The 18,397-nt window shown below is 43.5% G+C and carries 17 protein-coding genes; 10 read left to right on the top strand and 7 right to left on the bottom strand.

Features of this window, described 5'->3' with window-relative positions; genetic code table 11:
• Positions 1-19: 19 nt before the first annotated feature.
• On the bottom strand, positions 20-910 hold the full coding sequence (locus ACTL4S_RS13875) for a sulfite exporter TauE/SafE family protein (protein ID WP_004280461.1): 891 nt from the start codon (positions 908-910) through the stop codon (positions 20-22).
• A gap of 387 nt (positions 911-1,297) precedes the next feature.
• On the opposite strand from ACTL4S_RS13875, the gene lpxB reads away from it, so the two are divergent.
• Positions 1,298-2,470 carry a lipid-A-disaccharide synthase gene (lpxB, locus tag ACTL4S_RS13880; protein ID WP_441299557.1) on the top strand — a complete coding sequence of 391 codons (1,173 nt, stop codon included), beginning with the start codon at positions 1,298-1,300 and terminating at the stop codon, positions 2,468-2,470.
• 2 nt (positions 2,471-2,472) lie between these two features.
• Here lpxB and ACTL4S_RS13885 read toward each other — a convergent pair whose 3' ends face one another.
• On the bottom strand, positions 2,473-3,423 hold the full coding sequence (locus ACTL4S_RS13885) for an AraC family transcriptional regulator (protein WP_164542832.1): 951 nt from the start codon (positions 3,421-3,423) through the stop codon (positions 2,473-2,475).
• Positions 3,424-3,611: 188 nt separating this feature from the next.
• On the opposite strand from ACTL4S_RS13885, the gene ACTL4S_RS13890 reads away from it, so the two are divergent.
• Positions 3,612-4,826 carry an alkane 1-monooxygenase gene (locus ACTL4S_RS13890; protein WP_441299558.1) on the top strand — a complete coding sequence of 405 codons (1,215 nt, stop codon included), beginning with the start codon at positions 3,612-3,614 and terminating at the stop codon, positions 4,824-4,826.
• Between the two features lie 54 nt (positions 4,827-4,880).
• On the opposite strand, the gene ACTL4S_RS13895 is transcribed toward ACTL4S_RS13890, so the two are convergent.
• Positions 4,881-6,704, bottom strand: coding sequence for an acyl-CoA dehydrogenase (locus tag ACTL4S_RS13895; protein WP_441299564.1), 1,824 nt, complete (start codon positions 6,702-6,704; stop codon positions 4,881-4,883).
• Positions 6,705-6,782: 78 nt separating this feature from the next.
• Here ACTL4S_RS13895 and ACTL4S_RS13900 point away from each other — a divergent pair, with 78 nt between their 5' ends.
• Positions 6,783-7,763, top strand: a complete 981-nt coding sequence (locus ACTL4S_RS13900; protein WP_441299559.1) for a GlxA family transcriptional regulator — start codon at positions 6,783-6,785, stop codon at positions 7,761-7,763.
• A gap of 6 nt (positions 7,764-7,769) precedes the next feature.
• On the opposite strand, the gene ACTL4S_RS13905 is transcribed toward ACTL4S_RS13900, so the two are convergent.
• Both ACTL4S_RS13905 and ACTL4S_RS13910 read right to left on the bottom strand, forming a co-directional pair.
• Entirely contained in the window at positions 7,770-8,972 is a 1,203-nt protein-coding gene (locus ACTL4S_RS13905; RefSeq protein WP_441299560.1) for an MFS transporter, read from the bottom strand.
• On the bottom strand, positions 8,969-9,412 hold the full coding sequence (locus tag ACTL4S_RS13910; protein WP_004647091.1) for a MarR family winged helix-turn-helix transcriptional regulator: 444 nt from the start codon (positions 9,410-9,412) through the stop codon (positions 8,969-8,971). The genes ACTL4S_RS13905 and ACTL4S_RS13910 overlap by 4 nt, the downstream gene beginning before the upstream one ends.
• Positions 9,413-9,677: 265 nt before the next feature.
• Here ACTL4S_RS13910 and ACTL4S_RS13915 point away from each other — a divergent pair, with 265 nt between their 5' ends.
• From ACTL4S_RS13915 to ACTL4S_RS13925, 3 genes are read left to right on the top strand one after another with little or no spacing between them, the layout of a single operon-like run.
• Positions 9,678-11,123, top strand: coding sequence for a cytochrome ubiquinol oxidase subunit I (locus ACTL4S_RS13915; protein ID WP_004280451.1), 1,446 nt, complete (start codon positions 9,678-9,680; stop codon positions 11,121-11,123).
• A complete protein-coding gene (gene cydB, locus ACTL4S_RS13920; RefSeq protein ID WP_004647089.1) occupies positions 11,120-12,124 on the top strand; it encodes a cytochrome d ubiquinol oxidase subunit II in 1,005 nt (334 codons plus the stop codon). The genes ACTL4S_RS13915 and cydB overlap by 4 nt, the downstream gene beginning before the upstream one ends.
• Before the next feature lie 9 nt (positions 12,125-12,133).
• Positions 12,134-12,241 carry a hypothetical protein gene (locus tag ACTL4S_RS13925; protein WP_004647088.1) on the top strand — a complete coding sequence of 36 codons (108 nt, stop codon included), beginning with the start codon at positions 12,134-12,136 and terminating at the stop codon, positions 12,239-12,241.
• Positions 12,242-12,331: 90 nt separating this feature from the next.
• On the opposite strand, the gene ACTL4S_RS13930 is transcribed toward ACTL4S_RS13925, so the two are convergent.
• Both ACTL4S_RS13930 and ACTL4S_RS13935 read right to left on the bottom strand, forming a co-directional pair.
• Complete coding sequence (locus tag ACTL4S_RS13930) at positions 12,332-12,943, bottom strand: thermonuclease family protein (RefSeq protein ID WP_441299561.1); 612 nt, start codon at positions 12,941-12,943, stop codon at positions 12,332-12,334.
• Positions 12,944-13,111: 168 nt separating this feature from the next.
• Positions 13,112-14,029: a LysR family transcriptional regulator gene (locus ACTL4S_RS13935; protein ID WP_005266278.1), complete on the bottom strand. Its 918-nt coding sequence runs from the start codon at positions 14,027-14,029 to the stop codon at positions 13,112-13,114.
• 94 nt (positions 14,030-14,123) lie between these two features.
• Here ACTL4S_RS13935 and ACTL4S_RS13940 point away from each other — a divergent pair, with 94 nt between their 5' ends.
• Genes ACTL4S_RS13940 through ACTL4S_RS13955 form a run of 4 tightly spaced genes read left to right on the top strand, consistent with a single transcriptional unit; the run spans position 14,124 to position 18,018 of the window.
• Positions 14,124-15,365: an acyl-CoA dehydrogenase family protein gene (locus tag ACTL4S_RS13940; protein WP_441299562.1), complete on the top strand. Its 1,242-nt coding sequence runs from the start codon at positions 14,124-14,126 to the stop codon at positions 15,363-15,365.
• Positions 15,366-15,417: 52 nt separating this feature from the next.
• Positions 15,418-16,539 carry a phosphotransferase family protein gene (locus ACTL4S_RS13945; protein WP_004731178.1) on the top strand — a complete coding sequence of 374 codons (1,122 nt, stop codon included), beginning with the start codon at positions 15,418-15,420 and terminating at the stop codon, positions 16,537-16,539.
• Entirely contained in the window at positions 16,536-17,234 is a 699-nt protein-coding gene (locus ACTL4S_RS13950) for a histidine phosphatase family protein (RefSeq protein WP_071850090.1), read from the top strand. The genes ACTL4S_RS13945 and ACTL4S_RS13950 overlap by 4 nt, the downstream gene beginning before the upstream one ends.
• Positions 17,235-17,274: 40 nt before the next feature.
• Positions 17,275-18,018 (top strand): SDR family oxidoreductase, encoded by a 744-nt coding sequence (locus ACTL4S_RS13955; protein ID WP_195725998.1) that lies wholly within the window; start codon positions 17,275-17,277, stop codon positions 18,016-18,018.
• Positions 18,019-18,397 lie beyond the last annotated feature (379 nt).

The raw sequence follows: 18,397 nt of genomic DNA on the forward strand, positions 1-18,397 counted from the left end.
GATGAATCGGATAGTTAACTTAAACGGACGGGGAATTTTGATTCACAATTATCATTGCTGTTTCAGCAGGTTGAGCCGGTTTTGATTTCACAGGATTAATCATGAAATTCACGCCCAGCGCAAATAGGGTAATACCTAAAATTTTGCGGATCAGTTTTTCCGGCATACGTGAGCTGAGTAAAGTGCCGACAATAATCGCCGGAATAGACCCCACCAATAACCACATGAGCAGCATGAAATCGACGTTGCCTGAAGACATATGACCCAGCCCTGCGACCAGTGTCAGTAATACCGCGTGCACCACGTCAGAGCCAATAATACGAATCATCGGCAGATTCGGGAACATCACTACAAGTGCCATGATACCAAATGCACCGGCACCCACTGAAGATAGCGTGACAAATATGCCCAAGATAATGCCCATGATGATGATAGCAACGCGCTTTTCTTTGGCTTGCAGCTTCACTTTTTCCAGATCCTGCGTCATATCCGGTAGTTCTTGTTTTCTGTATTTATTAAAAAGATTTTCGATCTGGGTGCGAAACAGAATGGATAAGCCGGTAATAGTCAGCATAAAGCCCAAGACCATGGTCAGGACGGCTTTGTAATGCGTCGATTGGCTCAGATAGTTCTCGAGTACCCAATGCGTTGCAAAAGATGCGGGAATACTGCCAACGGCCAGCCAGATCACAATCGGCCAGACAATATTCATTTTCTTGGCATGCACAAACGAGCCACAGAATTTAGAAATCGCGGCATAGAGCAGGTCAGTACCAATCGCGATATGCGGTTCAATCCGGAATAAACTGATAAGAATTGGCGTCATTAATGAACCGCCACCGACACCGGTGACACCTACACAAAAACCTACCAGAACGCCTGCTAAAATAAATTCAATCGGACCAAACATGCATATATGCCAAAATCAAAAAACGAGCATATCTTATGACTTTTGGATATAAGTCGTTGTCTTGATTATTGATTTACTTATGCATAAAAAAGATAAAGCTAGGTGAAGAATATTAGGTGATCTTTCATGTTTATTCACTGGGTTATGTATAAAGTGCGAATATAATGATTGATTTTAACTGTCCGATTTGCCCCATTTCTGTCTAATTGAATGTACCTGTAAATGTCGATTTAATTCTTTTTATGCAAGCTCCCTTATTGACTAAGTTATTCTAAACGGTGGGTTTCTTAAAATTAGAAGATACTTAAGCTTCTTCCGGAATAGCCATAGGATTATGTTAGAATCCCGATTCAATAAATTTCCATGCGGATCTGAGAGGAAACCCACTTGCTAAATCGAAAACTTAAAATTGGAATCGTGGTCGGTGAAGTTTCTGGAGATACGCTTGGCGCAAAATTGATTCGCCGTTTTAGTGAGCAAGGCATTGATGCTGAATTTGAAGGTATCGGTGGGCCACAAATGATCGCTGAAGGCTTTAAAAGCTATTATCCGATGGATATTTTATCGGTGATGGGCATTGTCGAAGTTTTAAAAGATATTAAAAAACTGTTTGCTGTGCGGGATGGTCTGGTGGAAACCTGGACTAAAGATCCGGTCGATATTTTTATCGGGATTGATGCGCCTGATTTTAACCTGCGTTTGTCAAAAACCATTAAACAAAAACAGTTACCGATTAAAACCGTGCAATACGTCAGTCCTTCGGTCTGGGCATGGCGTCAAGGCCGTATACATGGCATTAAAGCCAGTATTGATTTGGTGCTGTGCCTGTTTCCATTTGAAAAAGCGTTCTTTAAAAAATGGGATGTTCCTGCAGCTTTTGTCGGACATCCGCTCGCTAGCCAATTGCCGCTTGAAAATCCAATTCTGGAGGCTCAGACAGAATTAGGCCTAGACCCAGATCAGAAATATATTGCATTATTACCGGGAAGCCGCCGTGGCGAGATTGAGCGTTTGGGACCTTTGGTTCTGGATGCAGCCAAGATTCTGCATCACAAATATCCGGATTATACCTTTCTGATTCCTGCGATTAATGATGCACGCAAGCAGCAAATCGAAAGTTTACTGGCCACTTATCCTGAGAGCTTAAAAACCCAAATTCGCTTGATGGAAAATACCAGCGCTGAATCCAAAATTGGCCGTCAGGTCATGAATGCGTCCAATATTATTGCACTGGCGTCTGGAACTGCAACGCTTGAAGCGATGTTGCTGCACCGTCCGATGGTGACTTTTTATAAATTGCACTGGCTGACCTATCGAATTGCCAAATTACTGGTAAAAATCCCATATTTTTCATTACCAAATATAATTGCTGGCAAAAAAGTGATTCAAGAACTCATCCAATCCGCTGCTACACCTGAAAATCTGGCAGCTGAAATTGAAAAACTGATGGATATTGAAGCAGCGCAGATTCAGGTTATGCAGCATATCACCATGCACAAGCAGCTACTTTCTGGCAATAGCGAAGATCCGGTCACAGCAGTATTGGCATTAGTCCAGTAATTTTAGTCTGGTAATAAAGACTGGTTCTTCTGACAATTCAGCCGGTATTGGGTCGGCGTCTGTTCAAACTGTTTTTTAAAACTTTGACTAAACGCCGTCTCGGATGAATAACCAACCAGATAAGCGATCTGCTGGATACCAAATCCACTATTTCTCAAATATTGCGCTGCCAGACGCAGGCGGTGCTGTTGCAGATAGGCAAGGGGTGGCTCACCGACAATCTGGGTAAACAGTTGGGCGAATTTGGAACGTGACATATGACACTGTTCGGCCAGACTTTCTACGGTCCAGGACTGTTCAGGTTTGCCATGAATCGCCGCCAGTGCATTGGATAGTTCCGGATGCGAAAAAGCATTCAGCCAGCTCGAGGCATTTTCCAGGTTTAAAATATAATCACGTACGCATTCAATCAGTAAAATACTGACCAGATGATCCAGAATCTTGTCACGTCCGGGACGAAGCTGCTGGGTTTCCAGTGCCAGAAACTGCAAGCCAACCTGTAACCATTCTGGCGCCGTATCACCCAGAATATGTTGAATATGCAGGTATTTAGGTAATGCACTCAAAAGAGGTTTGGCCATCTGGATATCCAAGCTAGAACGAATAGCCAGTATGAAACTATGCTCCGCCGAATTTTCCCGATTGAGATCAACACATTGCTGTGCATTGCTCTGAAAATAAGGATTAATCGCATGGTGCTCAGAAAAATCGGCATTGTCTGGGCAGGAAACATGATGGGAGGAACCTGCGGGTAATAGCACCAGATCACCTTGTTGCAGCTCCAGCCGATCACCATTCATAAACTTTAATTGCGCCTGTCCTTGTAACAGGATATAGGCCAGCATAAAGGGTTCATGTTGATAGTCAAAGCCGCCCGGATGAAATACATTCAGATAAAGATATTCCGATTTTTCCAGATGAATATCATCAAAAATTTTACTTAAAGCATCCATGCCTAACTCTATTCTTCTGTTTTATTTCATTTAATTGACTATAAATTTTTTAACTTTGTGATTTTAGGCCAGAATTTGGCAGCATGTGCCAAAGACGCTGACATAGCTTTTCTGGACGTTGAATACTGTTCGCTACTGCTGAAATAATCAACTATAAGTGCAGAGTAACATAAAAAAGGAAGGTCGCAATGAATGCCCCTGCACAAATCCAGAAAGCGCAGTTTACGCAGGAAGCGTCGGCACTAAAAGGTGTCAAGCTGGATAAAAAACGTTTTGGCTGGTTGCTCAGCCCAGGTCTGCCTGTGATCGGAATGGGAATTCTGGCCGGTTATCATTTTGGTCCCAAAGCGACTAAAAAAGTCTTTGCCATGGGCGGACTATTATTACTGCACGTAATCATTCCGACTCTGGATGCCCTGATTGGCGATGATGCCAATAACCCAAATGATGAGCAGATCAAGGCACTGGTTAACGATCCTTATTATGACCGCATTGTAAAAGCATTTATTCCCTTGCAAATGGCAGCCAATGCCTTTGCCGGTTATGTCGTAGGCCGGCCAAATGTGTCTTTGCTGGATCAGGTACTGCTTGGAGTTTCTATGGGTGCGATTAATGGTGTGGGGGTGAATACCGCACATGAACTCAGTCATCGTCCACAGAAAAAAGACCATTACTGGTCTCATGCCAGCCTGATGCCTTTGGGCTATAACCATTTCCGGATCGAACATCCTTATGGACACCATAAACGGGTGGCGACACCAGAAGATCCGGCATCTTCAAAAATGGGTGAATCTTTTTACCGTTTCTGGCCACGTACCGTAATAGGCGGATTAAAATCTGCAATCCAGATTGAAAAAAGACGGCTCGAGCGTAAGGGACTGAAATTCTTTAATCAGGAAAATGAGCTGTTTCATGGTTGGGCCATGAGTGCCGGCTATCATGCCTTGATGCTAAAGGCGTATGGCAAGAAAATTATTCCTTATACACTGACACAGGCATTTTATGGCGTTAGCCTGTTTGAGATTGTGAATTATATCGAGCACTACGGACTGAAACGTGGACAGAAAGCGGATGGCAGTTATGAGCGAACCTTGCCGGAACATAGCTGGAATAACAACAATATCGTAACTAATCTGTTTTTGTATCAGTTACAACGCCATTCTGATCATCATGCTTTTCCAAGCCGTCCATTTCAGGCGTTGCGGCATTTTGATGAAGCGCCAGAATTACCCAGCGGTTATGCAACCATGCTGATTCCAGCCTTGATTCCACCTTTATGGTACAAAATCATGGATCAGCGGGTATATCAGCACTATCAGGGCGATTTAAGTAAGGCTAATATCTTGCCTTCCAAGCGTGCCAAGCTATTTAAAAAATTTGGTGTAAATAACTCTACAGCTTAATGAATTACAAAATAAAAATGCGCCGATAAAGGCGCATTTTTTGATTAATTCTGCCTAGAACCAGTCGGCTTGCATATTCAGGCAAGTATCATCCAGATGCATCAGTAATTTGGCCTGATGTTCAATTTCAGGGAGTTCCCAGCGAATAAAATATTGAGCTGCCTGAATTTTCCCTGCCAGAAAAGTCTGATCTTCTGCCTGCGAAGATGTGCCAAACTTGAGTTGAGCCTGATTCGCCATTTCCAGCCATAGCCAGGCTAGGATGGTCCTACCCATCATATCCAGATACAGGCTTGAATTGGCCAAAGCTTCGCTGACTTTGCCTTGATGCAAGGCCTGGCCTAAAATCTGTGTAGTCTTTTGCACAGTGGCAAGATGCTGTTTATAGATCTTTGCGAGTTCCACTATCTTAGGTTCATGAATCTCTGACAAGGTCTTCTGGATGCGCTGCATGAGCAGATTGAGCCCTTTGCCATTATGCTGCCAGAGTTTACGTCCCAGCAGATCCAGAGATTGAATGCCGTAAGTTCCTTCATGAATCGGATTGAGCCGGTTATCACGGTAACATTGCTCCACCGGATATTCACGAGTATAACCCGCGCCGCCCAGGACCTGAATAGCCAGATCATTGGCTTTCGGACCATAGGCAGAAGGGAAAGATTTGACCACCGGGGTGATGAGATCAAGCAGAATTGCACTATCTTCATCTTGAGCTGCCTGAAGTTCATCAATTAATCGGGCTGCAAATAAGCAAAGTGCCAGCGAACCTTCTACATATGACTTTTGCGCCAGTAGCATGCGTTTGACATCGGTATGTTCAATGATATTCACTGGTTTCGAGTCAGGTGTTTTTTCATGAACTGGCCGGCCTTGCGGACGGTTTTTAGCATAATCCAGAGATTCCAGATAGCCACGATAACCAATCATGGCTGCGCCCAGACCGACACCCACACGTGCTTCATTCATCATCTTGAACATATATTTTAAGCCATGACCGGGTTCACCAATTAAATAGCCTAAGCAATTATCATTTTCTCCAAAGCTTAAAACTGTAGATGTAGTACCTCGATAGCCCATTTTGTGCAGTAAGCCAGCCAGCTGTACATCATTAGCTTCACCGAGTGAACCATCCTCGTTGGTTTTGAATTTTGGTACAATAAACAGGGAAATTCCTTTCACGCCTTGCGGCGCATCCTGAATCCGCGCCAAGACCAGATGCACAATATTTTCGCTAATGTCCTGATCGCCACCCGAAATAAACATTTTCTGGCCTTTAATTTTATAAATTCCATCTGCCTGAGGAATGGCTTTAGTGGTCAGATCGCCCAAAGAGGAACCTACATTCGGCTCTGTCATGGCCATGGTGCCAGCAAAGCGGCCACTCAACATATGTGGTAGGAATATTTGCTTTTGTTTTGGGGAGGCAAAAGCCTGTATCAGGTTCGCCGCAGCGGCCGTTAGAAAAGAATAAGCTACGGTGGACGGATTGGCCGACATAAAATAAGCATTGCAGGCCATATTCACCAAAGTGGGCAGTTGCATGCCACCATCTGCATAATCATGCTGGGCGCAAAGCAGGCCGGCATCGGCAAACTGTTGCCAGGCTGTCTTCACTTCATCAATGGTTTTGACCTGTTTGCCATCAAAGTTCGGTTCTTGTTGATCAGCTTTGGCATTATGCGGCGCAAAATAATCGGTCGCGATACCTTTTGCCGTTTCCAGAATACTGTCGAAAGTATTTTTGTCATGATCCTGATAGCGTTGCAGTTTAGTCAGCGCTTCAAGTTTGAATACGTCATAAAGCTGGAAATGCAGATCTTTATCATTAATCAGTTGGGTCACGGTACTGTCCTGAATGTGCAATCCTTGAGATAGCATCAAGACTAGCAGTTGCTTTTATTGAGGAGGATTGTCAATAATGACATGAATCGGGTGAAAAGTGACAAATAAAAAAATATGCAAGATGTGGTGATTTTAGGCTTTGATGGGGCACTGGCTTCGGCCATTACGGGTGTGGTCGATTTATTTACCATGGCTGGCGTAAGCTGGAACCGGATCCAGCAGCAGGACGTACAGCGCCTGTTTAAGGTGAGTATCGCCAGTCCGGAGGGACATCCGATTCGGTGTATCAATGGGCTGCAGTTGCAGGCACATTTTTCTTATCAAGAGATTCAAACTGCAGATATTCTGGTGGTACCGACCATCGCTGCACCGATTCAGGATGTATTGCAACAGAATCCAGAACTGATTCATTTTTTAAAATCTGCACATGCAGAGGCGACTTTAATTGCAGGAAACTGTACGGGGAATTTTTTTCTGGCAGAAGCAGGCATTTTAGATGACCGGATTGCAACAACACATTGGGGTTTTCAGGAAGTGTTTCGTTCACGCTATCCTAAGGTGAAACTGAATGCCGATCTGATGATTAGCCGGGATCAGAATATCTATTGTGCAGGTGGAGGCCTGGCCTGGTTTGACCTAGGTTTGCATCTGATTGAGCGCTTGTATGGCTTTGAGGTGGCCATGCAATCGGCTAAATCTTTCGTAATTGATTACCGCCGTGATAGCCAGTTGTCTTATTCATTGCTGAATATTGGCCAGCCGCACCATGATGAACTGGTACAAAAAATCCAGAACTGGCTAGAGCAGCATTTTCATGAAGATTTTAGTTTGAACCAGCTGGCAGAGCAGTTTAATGTGACTGGCCGAACCCTGATTCGACGCTTTAAACAAGCCTTAGACATACCGCCCAATCAATATCTACAAGCGATCCGGATTGAAGCCGCACGTAAACGACTGGAAGAAACCGATCAAGCTGTGGATGTGATTATGCAAAATGTCGGCTATCAGGATCCAAGTTCATTCCGCCGTTTATTTCATAAAAAAACCGGTCTGACGCCGTTGGAATATCGGCGCCGGTTTAGTCGGCGCTTTTAAAAGCTTTTAATGAGAAGGTTGTACTTTTCCTGCTTTACGGCCATGCAGAAGGTAATACCAGGCCAGACAGCTTAGGGTGAGCAGCGCCGAGAACAGATAAAGCTGGCGATAACCAATCTGGTCCAGCAGCATACCCAGGAAATACGGGCCAAAACCAAGACCGGCATCCAGGGCAATAAAGAAGGTTGAGGTTGCTAGACCCATACGCTGCAATGTTGTACTTTTCACCGCAATGGTTTGACACACCGACTGGATATTCCCAAAACCAAAACCGAGTAACGCTGCACTAGAGAGTAACATCACAGAGTTTTGTGCTTGGCTTAAAAGCAAAATCCCTAATGCCATAATCACAATGGCAGGATAGATAATGATATTTTCGCCTTTACGGTCCATGAGCGGGCCGGTAAAAGGACGCGAAAGCAAAATGGCAAAAGCATACATCAGGAAGAAAAAAGATGCTGCTTCGACCAGATTAATTTCTTTGGCATAAAAGTGAATAAACGACAATATGCCTGAATAAGAAGTAGCCACCAGCAGTACAATCAGTGCAATCGGTAGCGCATTCGGTTCAATATACTGAGCCAGTTTGCTGGTGCTTTGCGAAGTAGAGGCTGCTGACGAATGACTTGCCTTAAGGCGTGGTGGCTGGATAAACAGTCCACAGATCAGGCAGCTGAGCGCAACGATACTGGTAAAGATGAAAATTACCTGATAATTGAAATTTGTCATCAGCCAGATTCCGACAAAGGGACCAATCGCTGTGCCTAGGGTGCTGCTCATGCTGAAATAGCCAATTCCTTCACCACGCCGTGTGGCAGGAATGGTCTGTGCAATCACTGTACCCAGTACAGTAGAAGCCATACCCATCATAAAGCCGTGTATCAGACGGATGCCTAGTAAAACTTCCAGCTTGGCCGGAATCATATACAGTCCGGAAAAGAGTAGGAAACCAGTCAGGCCAATGACAAGCGTATTTTTTAGGCCCAGACGATTCAGTAATTTTCCGATCAATAAGCGTCCGAATAGGGTGCCGACAATAAACAGACCTGATACCAGACCGGCTTGTGCAGTCGAAGCCCCTAGCTCAGCCACTGAGTAGCCGACAATCACAATCACCAGTAAGTAGAACACCAGAACCAGCTGGAAATTCACCAGACTGATCAGGATAAAATTGGGCGTCCATAAAGGCGTTTCTTGTTCTTGGCTCATTGAGGTCTGTCCTGAGATGAGGGATATAACTGCTGAATGAGTTGCATCAAGGTATTTTTACTGCCTTCAAGATCATCTGATTCAATGTGCTCAAGCAACTGATCTTCAAATGCATCGATCTGTTTGGAACACATCGCAAAGGTCTCAATTCCTTGCTCACTCAACTTGAACAGCTTTTGACGTTTGTCTTCAGTTTCGAGTTGGGCAATCAGATCGAGTTCAACCAGTTGCTGAATCCGCTTAGTAATACCGGGCTTGGATACATTGAGATAACTGGAAATATCTGCCAGCGTGCATTGTTGCTTTGACTGGATGACGTATAACACCTGCCATAAGGAATAATTTAATTGAGATGACAACAAGATCGTATTGATCTCATCGCTCATCAGTCGTGCGCAGCGTAATAACAGCGTACGAAGTCGGGGAGATTCGGAAAACATATGGTTAGTTAACCTGGGTAACTAAATTTAGGCCTAATTTACGCCTGTTTTATCCAAAGCTCAAGAGAAGACTTTTAAAAATTATTGAGAGCAATATTTTCTCTGCTAGCAGCACTTACACAGTTTAACCTGATTAAAAAATAATCAACAAAAGACTACATACTTTTTATAACAGCCACGCCTAAGCTAACCATGTCACTAGAAAAATTCATGACTTAAAAATTGAAGGGCAAAGATGCCAAATAACAATGCATAGGTGAAGCTTATGACTCTGGGTTTAACTGCATTAGAGTTAGCACGAATACAGTTCGCCTTTACTGTATCTTTTCATATCATTTTTCCGGCAATTTCAATCGGCTTGGCCAGCTTTCTGGCCATTCTGGAATGGCGCTGGCTCAAAACCCAAAACCCGATTTTTCAGGATCTATTCAAATTCTGGGTGAAAATTTTCGCTGTGGCATTCGGGATGGGTGTCGTTTCTGGTGTGGTCATGAGCTACCAGTTTGGAACCAACTGGAGTGAGTTTTCCCGGGTGGCAGGAAGTGTAACTGGACCTTTATTGGCCTATGAAGTGCTCACCGCTTTCTTTCTGGAAGCAGGCTTTCTGGGCATCATGTTATTTGGCTGGGGTCGAGTGGGACCAAAGGCACACTTTTTCTCGACTTTGATGGTTGCGATCGGAACCTGTATTTCCATGTTCTGGATTCTATCGTCCAATAGCTGGATGCAGACTCCACAAGGCTTTGCGATTGAAAATGGCCTGATTGTTCCGCAAGACTGGCTTGCCATCGTGTTTAACCCATCTTTCCCTTATCGTCTAGCCCATATGGCCATGGCTGCCTTTCTGGTTTCCGCCTTACTGGTTGCTGCTACAGCCGCATGGCATCTGATCAAAGGCCGTCGTGATGCACTGGTTAAAACCTCATTTTCCATGGCGATGTGGCTGCTTCTGGTACTTGCGCCCTTACAGGTCATCGTCGGTGATATGCACGGTATTAATACCCTTGAGCATCAGCCAGCAAAACTTGCAGCCATGGAAGGGCATTGGGAAACCAATCATGATGAAGGCATGCCCTTATATCTCTTTGGTATTCCAGATATGGAGGCGGAAGAAACCAAATATGCAGTCGCAATCCCCAACTTGGGTAGCCTGATTTTAACTCACTCGATGGATGGCAAGGTTACGGGGCTTAAAGACTTTGCACCTGAAGACCGGCCGAATTCACTGGTGGTGTTCTGGAGCTTCCGGATTATGGTCGGACTCGGCGTATTGATGCTGTTACTGGCATTATGGGGAGCGTGGGCACGTACTCGAGGTCGCTTTTATGAGTCGCGTGCATTACACCGATTTGCCCTGATTATGGGACCTTCCGGATTTATTGCCATGCTTGCGGGATGGTTTACCACAGAAGTCGGCCGTCAGCCTTGGGTAGTCTACGGCATCATGCGTACCAAGGATGCATTGTCTCCGGTTTCCGCTGAACAGGTGGGGCTGACCCTGATTATTTTTGTAGTTGTCTACTGTGTGGTATTTGGTATCGGAATTTACTACATGTTGCGCCTGATGCACAAAGGCCCGGATTTTATTCATACCCGACCAGATCATGAATCAGATAGCGATGTGGTTCAGGCCTCGCGTCGACCATTAAGTAGTATTCGCGAACGTATCGAAGAAGTTCCTGAACAACCGGATCAGGAGGACAAAAAATGATTGATTTATCATTAATCTGGATTGTGATTATTGGTTTGGGTGTATTGATTTATACCATTCTCGATGGTTTCGATCTGGGCATCGGCATCTTGTTTCCTTTCTTTCCGCATCAGGATGAACGTGATGTCATGATGAATACCGTGGCTCCGGTCTGGGATGGCAATGAAACCTGGATGGTTTTGGGCGGTGCAGGGTTATTTGCAGCTTTCCCACTTGCTTACTCGACCGTACTCTCGGCACTGTATATGCCAATTATTCTGATGGTGATTGCCTTGATTTTCCGCGGCGTGGCTTTTGAGTTCCGCTTCAAGGCAAACCGCAGTAAGCATTGGTGGGATAAAGCCTTTATCGGTGGTTCTGCGATCACCAGTTTCCTGCAAGGCATGATTTTAGGCGCCTATATTCAGGGCATTGAAACCCGAAATGGTGTCTATGTTGGGGGTGGTCTGGACTGGCTCACTCCATTCAGTATTTTCACCGGAATCAGTGTGGTGGTGCTCTATGCGGCATTAGGCTGTGGCTGGCTCATCTATAAAACCGGAGATGACTTACAAGATCGAATGTTTAAACTGATGCCTAAGCTGATTATTGCCTTGCTGATCATATTGGGTGCTGTCAGTATTTATACGCCGTTGACTCATCCTCAGATTGCTGAACGCTGGTTTAGTCAGCCACAATTTACCTATTTTATGCCAGTTCCAGTTCTGGTTCTGCTATTTACCTGGCTGGCCTTACGTGCCTGTAAAAGACGTAGTGAATTAGGCCCATTTACCTATATGCTTGTTCTGGTTTTCCTTGCTTATACCGGATTCTTGATTAGTCTATGGCCATATATTATCCCGCCGAGCGTGACTATCTGGCAGGCAGCAGCGCATGAAAATAGCCAGCTATTTGCCTTGATTGGCGCCTTGATCCTGATTCCAATTATTGTGATTTATACCGGTATGTCCTATTGGGTGTTCCGGCATAAGGTCAGGGTCGGCGATGATGGCTATCATTAAGGAGCGTGTATGAAAGGCAAACAGGCATTATGGTTTGTAGGATTATGGCTGGCAGGATTTTTAACGCTGGCCCTGATTGCTGGCGCATTCCGCTTTCTGGTGCATTTGGCTTATTAAATCGGTAAAACCAAAATGAGTGAAAGAAAAGTGATCTGAATGTCCTGATCACTTTTTATTATTTGCAATTTATATTTGATAAAACCAAATTTACGATTTTACCTGTTTACGATAAACACTTGGACGTACAGGACGGCTGCTTTTCCAAAGGCCTTTTTTCTGTTTCTTGGCTTTATTTTGTAGTTCCATCATATAGCGTAAATGGTTTTTATCCTTGATATATTCTTCATAGACCCACGCTGCACCACGTTTGACAATCTCTTCATTAATATTTTTGCGATAGCGGTAGACCACACCGACACAGCGGCCATAACGGTCAATATCGGTAATCTTGACCCGAACCATTTTATTATTCACCATGCTTTTGACCAGACGCTGCGATTCTTTACCATAGGCTTGCGATGATTCAGGAGCATCAACGAAGGCAAAGCGCAATTTGGTTTGAGAGCGACGGACGTTAAAACGGTAGCAGGTGAGGGTATCACCATCACTTACGGCTTTTACACGGCACCAGTATTTTTTGCCTTTCTTAAAAGGGCGGAAAACATCTTTTAAATAAACTGTAATTTTATGCAGCAGATAATAAGAAAAACATAGCAATACTAAGCCCAGCACAATTTGCCAGGTGATGGAGAGATTTAACAAAGGCAAGATCCAAATCAGCAAAACCAGCTGTAAAATCACAGCTAAAAGTCGAGCCATTTTAGAGCAAAGCCAGTAGATCTACGGATTAAAAGCTAATCACTCAGTGTTTAGTTTTGTACCAGCTAAAATAGCCTAAGTATATTTTTCTGGCGAAAAGATGAATCTGCAACCATCTAAACTTATATATAAAATAGCCTAAGCAATTTAAATTTCTTTATAAATAGCCTAAGTAAAAATTTTATAAATTTCAGCTCTCAAAAATTGATGTCTCTTATTCTCGTGCAAATCCTTATGCCAATATATCCCCATATTAATTTTCGGCAGTTCCACAGGGACTTCAAAAATATTTAGACTGGTAGCCAATTGTAAATGTACCAATACATTTTTAGGAATAGTCAGCATAGCTGTCTTTTGTTGTTCCAAAATTTGCAGAGCAGTTGAGTAATGCTGACAGCGTAAAAAAATCTGTCGTGAATATTGTTTACGGCTTAAATAAATATCCTCAACTAAAACGCCAGTACGGCGTGATGACACGCCAATATGAGGTGAGGCAAGATAAATCTGCTCATTCATTTCTGTTAATTGTGTACACACTACAAATTCATCTTGAACCAGACGCTCAAACTGGATTTTTTCAGCAATGTTTTGTTCCAGATCTATGACAAAATCGACCTGTTGAGAGGCGAGGTCTGCTGCTATATTTTTACGGTCCAGCTTCATGCTGCTAAGTTGAATTTCCAGATTGAGTTGTTGAAAGTGCTGAACCAGTCTGGGAAAGATCATTGGCTCAATTTCATCATGTACGGCAATTTTCAAACTCTGAATCATTTCCGGTCTGAAGTGCTGATGCTGTATTGAAATATTTTGAATCGCAAAAAGTGCATTCTTCAGCTCAGGATAGATCTGTTCCGCAAACGGCGTAGGTTGCATTTTGCTGCCAGTACGTACAAATAAATCATCCTGTAAATGCTGTCTTAAACGTTGTAAAGCATGACTGGCAGCAGACTGGCTAACTGATAAAATCTGTGCAGCTTTAGAAATACTGTTCTGCTCATAAATTGCCATAAAAAGCGGATAAAGGTTAATGTCGATACGATGAAAATTTCGCAGGTCCATGACTGTTTTAGAATGAATGCTATGCATAATAATGTATGGAGTAAAATCATTTTATTCATAATAGGTTTTGGGTTAAGGTGTTGTAAAGCGTATGAATTAGAATATTTAGAGGGATAAAGAGATGTTTGAGCTTTCAGCACGTGCACAAGATTATTTAAATAGAACCAAAAAATTTATTGCTGAGGAAATTGAACCAGTTGAAGCTGATTTCTGGCAGCAAGTTCATGAGTTGAACCAAGGCGGCGACTGGACCAAATGGCAATGGCCTGCAGAACTGGAAAGCTTAAAAGCCAAAGCCCAGGCAGCTGGCCTTTGGAATATGTTTCTCCCTTGTCCTAAACTTGGCCAGGGTTTATCGGTTCAGGAATATGCACATATTGCCGAACTTTCAGGTCGTAGCCTGATTGCACCAGTCGTATTTAACTGTAATGCGCCAGATAGCGGCAATATGGAAGTATTGTGGCGTTATGGTTCTGAAGAACAGAAACAGCAATGGCTGATGCCACTTTTAGAAGGAAAAATCCGTTCGGTCTTTTGTATGACTGAACCTGCAGTCGCATCCAGTGATGCGACCAATATGCAGGCAACGGCGATGGTGGAAGGTGATGAGATTGTTCTCAATGGCCGTAAATGGTGGTCATCAGGTCTAGGCGATCCAAATGCCAAAATCATTATTTTTATGGCGCATACTCCAGATGAAACAAAAGACCGTCATCATCAGCATTCGATGGTTTTAGTTCCTGTGGATACTGCCGGCGTTAAAATCGAACGCATGCTACCTGTATTTGGTGACTACGATGCACCACATGGCCATGGTGAAGTCAGCTTTGAAAATGTCCGCGTTCCGGTAGCGAATTTTATTGGTGGCGCCGGTCAGGGTTTTGAAATTGCCCAAGGTCGTTTAGGACCAGGCCGTATTCATCATTGCATGCGCTGTATCGGGGCTGCGGAAAAATCCTTAGAGTTGATGATTGACCGAGGCATGAGCCGGACAGCATTTGGCAAAGAGATTTTAAAACTTGGCGGCAATCTGGAACGTGTCGCGGAAGCCCGGGTTGCAATTGATCAGGCACGCCTTTTGACCTTGTATGCCGCCTATAAAATGGATACTTTAGGGAATATGGCGGCACTGACTGAAATTTCTGCAATTAAAGTCGTTGCGCCAAGTGTGCTGGAAAAAGTTGTCGATATGGCAATCCAGATCCACGGCGGTGCAGGTGTCTCTCGTGATACGCCACTGACCGGATTCTTTGCCCAGGCACGTGCCTTACGTTTGGCTGATGGCCCGGATGAAGTGCATAAGGGCATGATTGCCAAACTGGAACTGGCAAAACGTGGCTACAGTACTCGTCGCAAAAAATAAGCTGACTTTGAACAGAAAATTGCAACGTATTAAAAGACTTTAAGGAAAAATTATGGCGGTTATTGATGTAGGTGGAGCAGTTCGTGCAGGTGAAGAACTGGATGTACAAGCCATCACCAATTGGTTAATTCAGCAAAATGTGAATGTTGAAGGCCCTGTGCAAGTGACCCAATATTCAGGCGGAGCTTCAAACTGGACCTACCGTTTACAGTATGCCAATGCCGATTTAATTTTACGTCGTCCGCCACAAGGTACCAAAGCCAAATCAGCCCATGATATGGCACGTGAATATCATGTGCAGAAAGCCTTGGCTGAACATTATCCCGTCGTGCCTGAAATGGTCGCGCTTTGTCAGGATGAATCAGTGATTGGTTGTGATTTCTATGTGATGAAACGGCTTGAAGGAATTATTCCTCGCGCCAAAATGCCAGCTGAGCTGCAGCTTACTGAATCCGATATCCGGACTTTATGTATCAATGTGATTGATAAACTGATCGAATTGCATCAGGTGCCTTATCAAGGAACTGAACTTGAAAATCTCGGTAAGGGTGAAGGCTATTGTCGCCGTCAGGTCGAAGGCTGGGATGTACGTTATGAAAAGGCTAAAACTTTAAATGTTCCATCGTTTAAATATGTGCGCAACTGGCTTAAAGATAATATTCCTTCAGATTCTAAAACCTGTGTGATTCATAATGACTGGCGTTTTGATAATGTCATCTTAAATCCGGAAAATCCGACTGAAGTGATTGGCGTACTGGACTGGGAAATGGCCACCCTGGGTGATCCGCTGATGGACTTGGGTTCTGCTTTGGCTTATTGGGTAGAAGATACGGATAATGCCATTTTTAAAGCAACACGTCGCCAGCCGACCAATTTAAAAGGTATGTTTACCCGTAAAGAAGTGGTGGATTACTACTTGGGAAAAACCGGCCTGCAACCGGAAAACTGGGCGTTTTATGAGGTGTTCGGAATTTTCCGTCTCGCGGTGATTGCCCAGCAGATCTATTATCGTTATTACCATAAACAGACTAATAATCCAGCGTTCAAGGATTTTTGGGTGGTGATTCATGCCTTGCATATTCGTGCCTTAAAACTGATTGGCAAGCAAAAACTGGAAGCCAATGAGATTGCACAAAAGTATGTGCTTAAATTTAAAGAGATAATGCCAAAATGACAACCATTTACTTGATCCGGCATGGCCAGGCCTCTTTTGGCGCAGAAAGTTACGATCAACTTTCGCCCAACGGCGAGTTACAGGCAAAGCTTTTGGGTCGCTATTTTGACGAAATCCTGAAAGAAGCGCCTTATGTGGTGGCTGGTTCCATGCAACGCCATCAACAGACAGCGCAATTATCACTGGACAAATGTTTTCCGGAAAGTGAGATTCTGACCGATAGTGCCTGGAATGAATTTAATCATCAGCAGGTATTCGCCCGTTATGAGCCGCGCTTTAATCAGCCTGAATTGCTGAAACAGGATGTATCAGAACATGAAAATCCACGGGATTATCTGAGCAAGATTTTTAGCGGTGCAATTGCACGCTGGACTGGCGATGATTATCACCATGAATATGATGAATCTTGGCCAAGTTTCAAAGCACGCGTGGAAAGCGGCTTAGAAAATCTGTGTGACCAGTTGTCCAAAAGCCGACCACGCTATGCAGTAGTTTATACCTCAGGTGGGGTGATTTCTGTGGCTGTAGGCAAAATTTTGGGCCTTAGTCCGGAGAAAACCTTTGCTCTGAACTGGGCGATTACCAATACCAGTATCACGACACTACGTCTGGTGGGTAATGAACCGCAACTACTCAGTTTAAATGAACATCATTTTATTAAAGCACAGCGTCCAGACTTATTGACCTGGATTTAAAACCTAATACGCTAGAAAAATAAAGGAATAGGGTAAATACATGGCTAAAACAATTTTAATTACCGGTGCAAGTTCAGGGATCGGCGCCGGTATGGCACGTGAATTTGCGAAAAAAGGCTATAACCTGGCGATTTGTGCACGTCGTTTGGAGCGTCTGGAAATCTTAAAGCAGGAACTGGAAAGCCAATATGGCATCAAAGTCATTGCCAAAACACTAGATGTCACCGATTACGATCAAGTGTTTGAAGTGTTTCGTGCTTTTAAAGAAGACTTTGGCACCATTGACCGAGTTATTGTGAATGCTGGTGTCGGTGAGGGCCGCCGGATTGGTAAAGGTAATTTTGCTATCAATAAAGCCACGGTTGAAACCAACTTTATTTCGGCATTAGCACAATGTGAAGCTGCAGTTGAAATCTTCCGTGTACAAAACTCTGGCCATCTGGTGATGATTTCATCTATGAGTGCAATGCGCGGTATGCCAAAACATTTAACGGCTTATGGTGCAAGTAAGGCCGGCGTGGCTCATTTAGCGGAAGGCATTCGAGCTGAATTGATCAATACGCCAATAAAAGTGACCACCATTTTCCCAGGATATATTCGTACTGAAATTAATGAAGGGGCAAAAAAGCTACCTTTTGAAGTAGATGAAAAAACTGGTTCGCGTTTATTGGCAGCAGAAATTGAAAAGGCACCAGTTAAGGCTTATGTGCCGAAATGGCCTTGGTTGCCACTCGGTCTAGCCATGAAAGTATTACCACTTAAACTGGTGAACAAGTTAGGTTAAAAGCGCTCTTAGATCTATAAAAAGAGAAGCTAGAGCGCTTCTCTTTTTATTTTTTATGACAAACTGAGAAAAATTTCTGAATCAGTATTTTTTTCTAAAAAATGTATAGCTTGAATTTACAAAAAAGCGAAATTTTATAAATCCTAATATATTGATTATTAAAATAAAGTTTTAAATTATCAAAAATTATATTTTTATTTTATTGATGAATTTGCAATTAAATCAATTACTTTTAAATTTTTGTTTCATGAGAAAGACCATCTTTTACTTTTCCTAATTTTCGCCAATTTTAAGAACTTTTCCAAACTGTCCAAAACTTAGACATACTCACTCTAAAAGTGGAAAGATAACTTCTCTTTTTTAGAATTTCCTTTAATGT

This window comes from Acinetobacter lwoffii (assembly GCF_052078135.1).
In the GTDB taxonomy this organism is placed as follows: domain Bacteria; phylum Pseudomonadota; class Gammaproteobacteria; order Pseudomonadales; family Moraxellaceae; genus Acinetobacter; species Acinetobacter lwoffii_Z.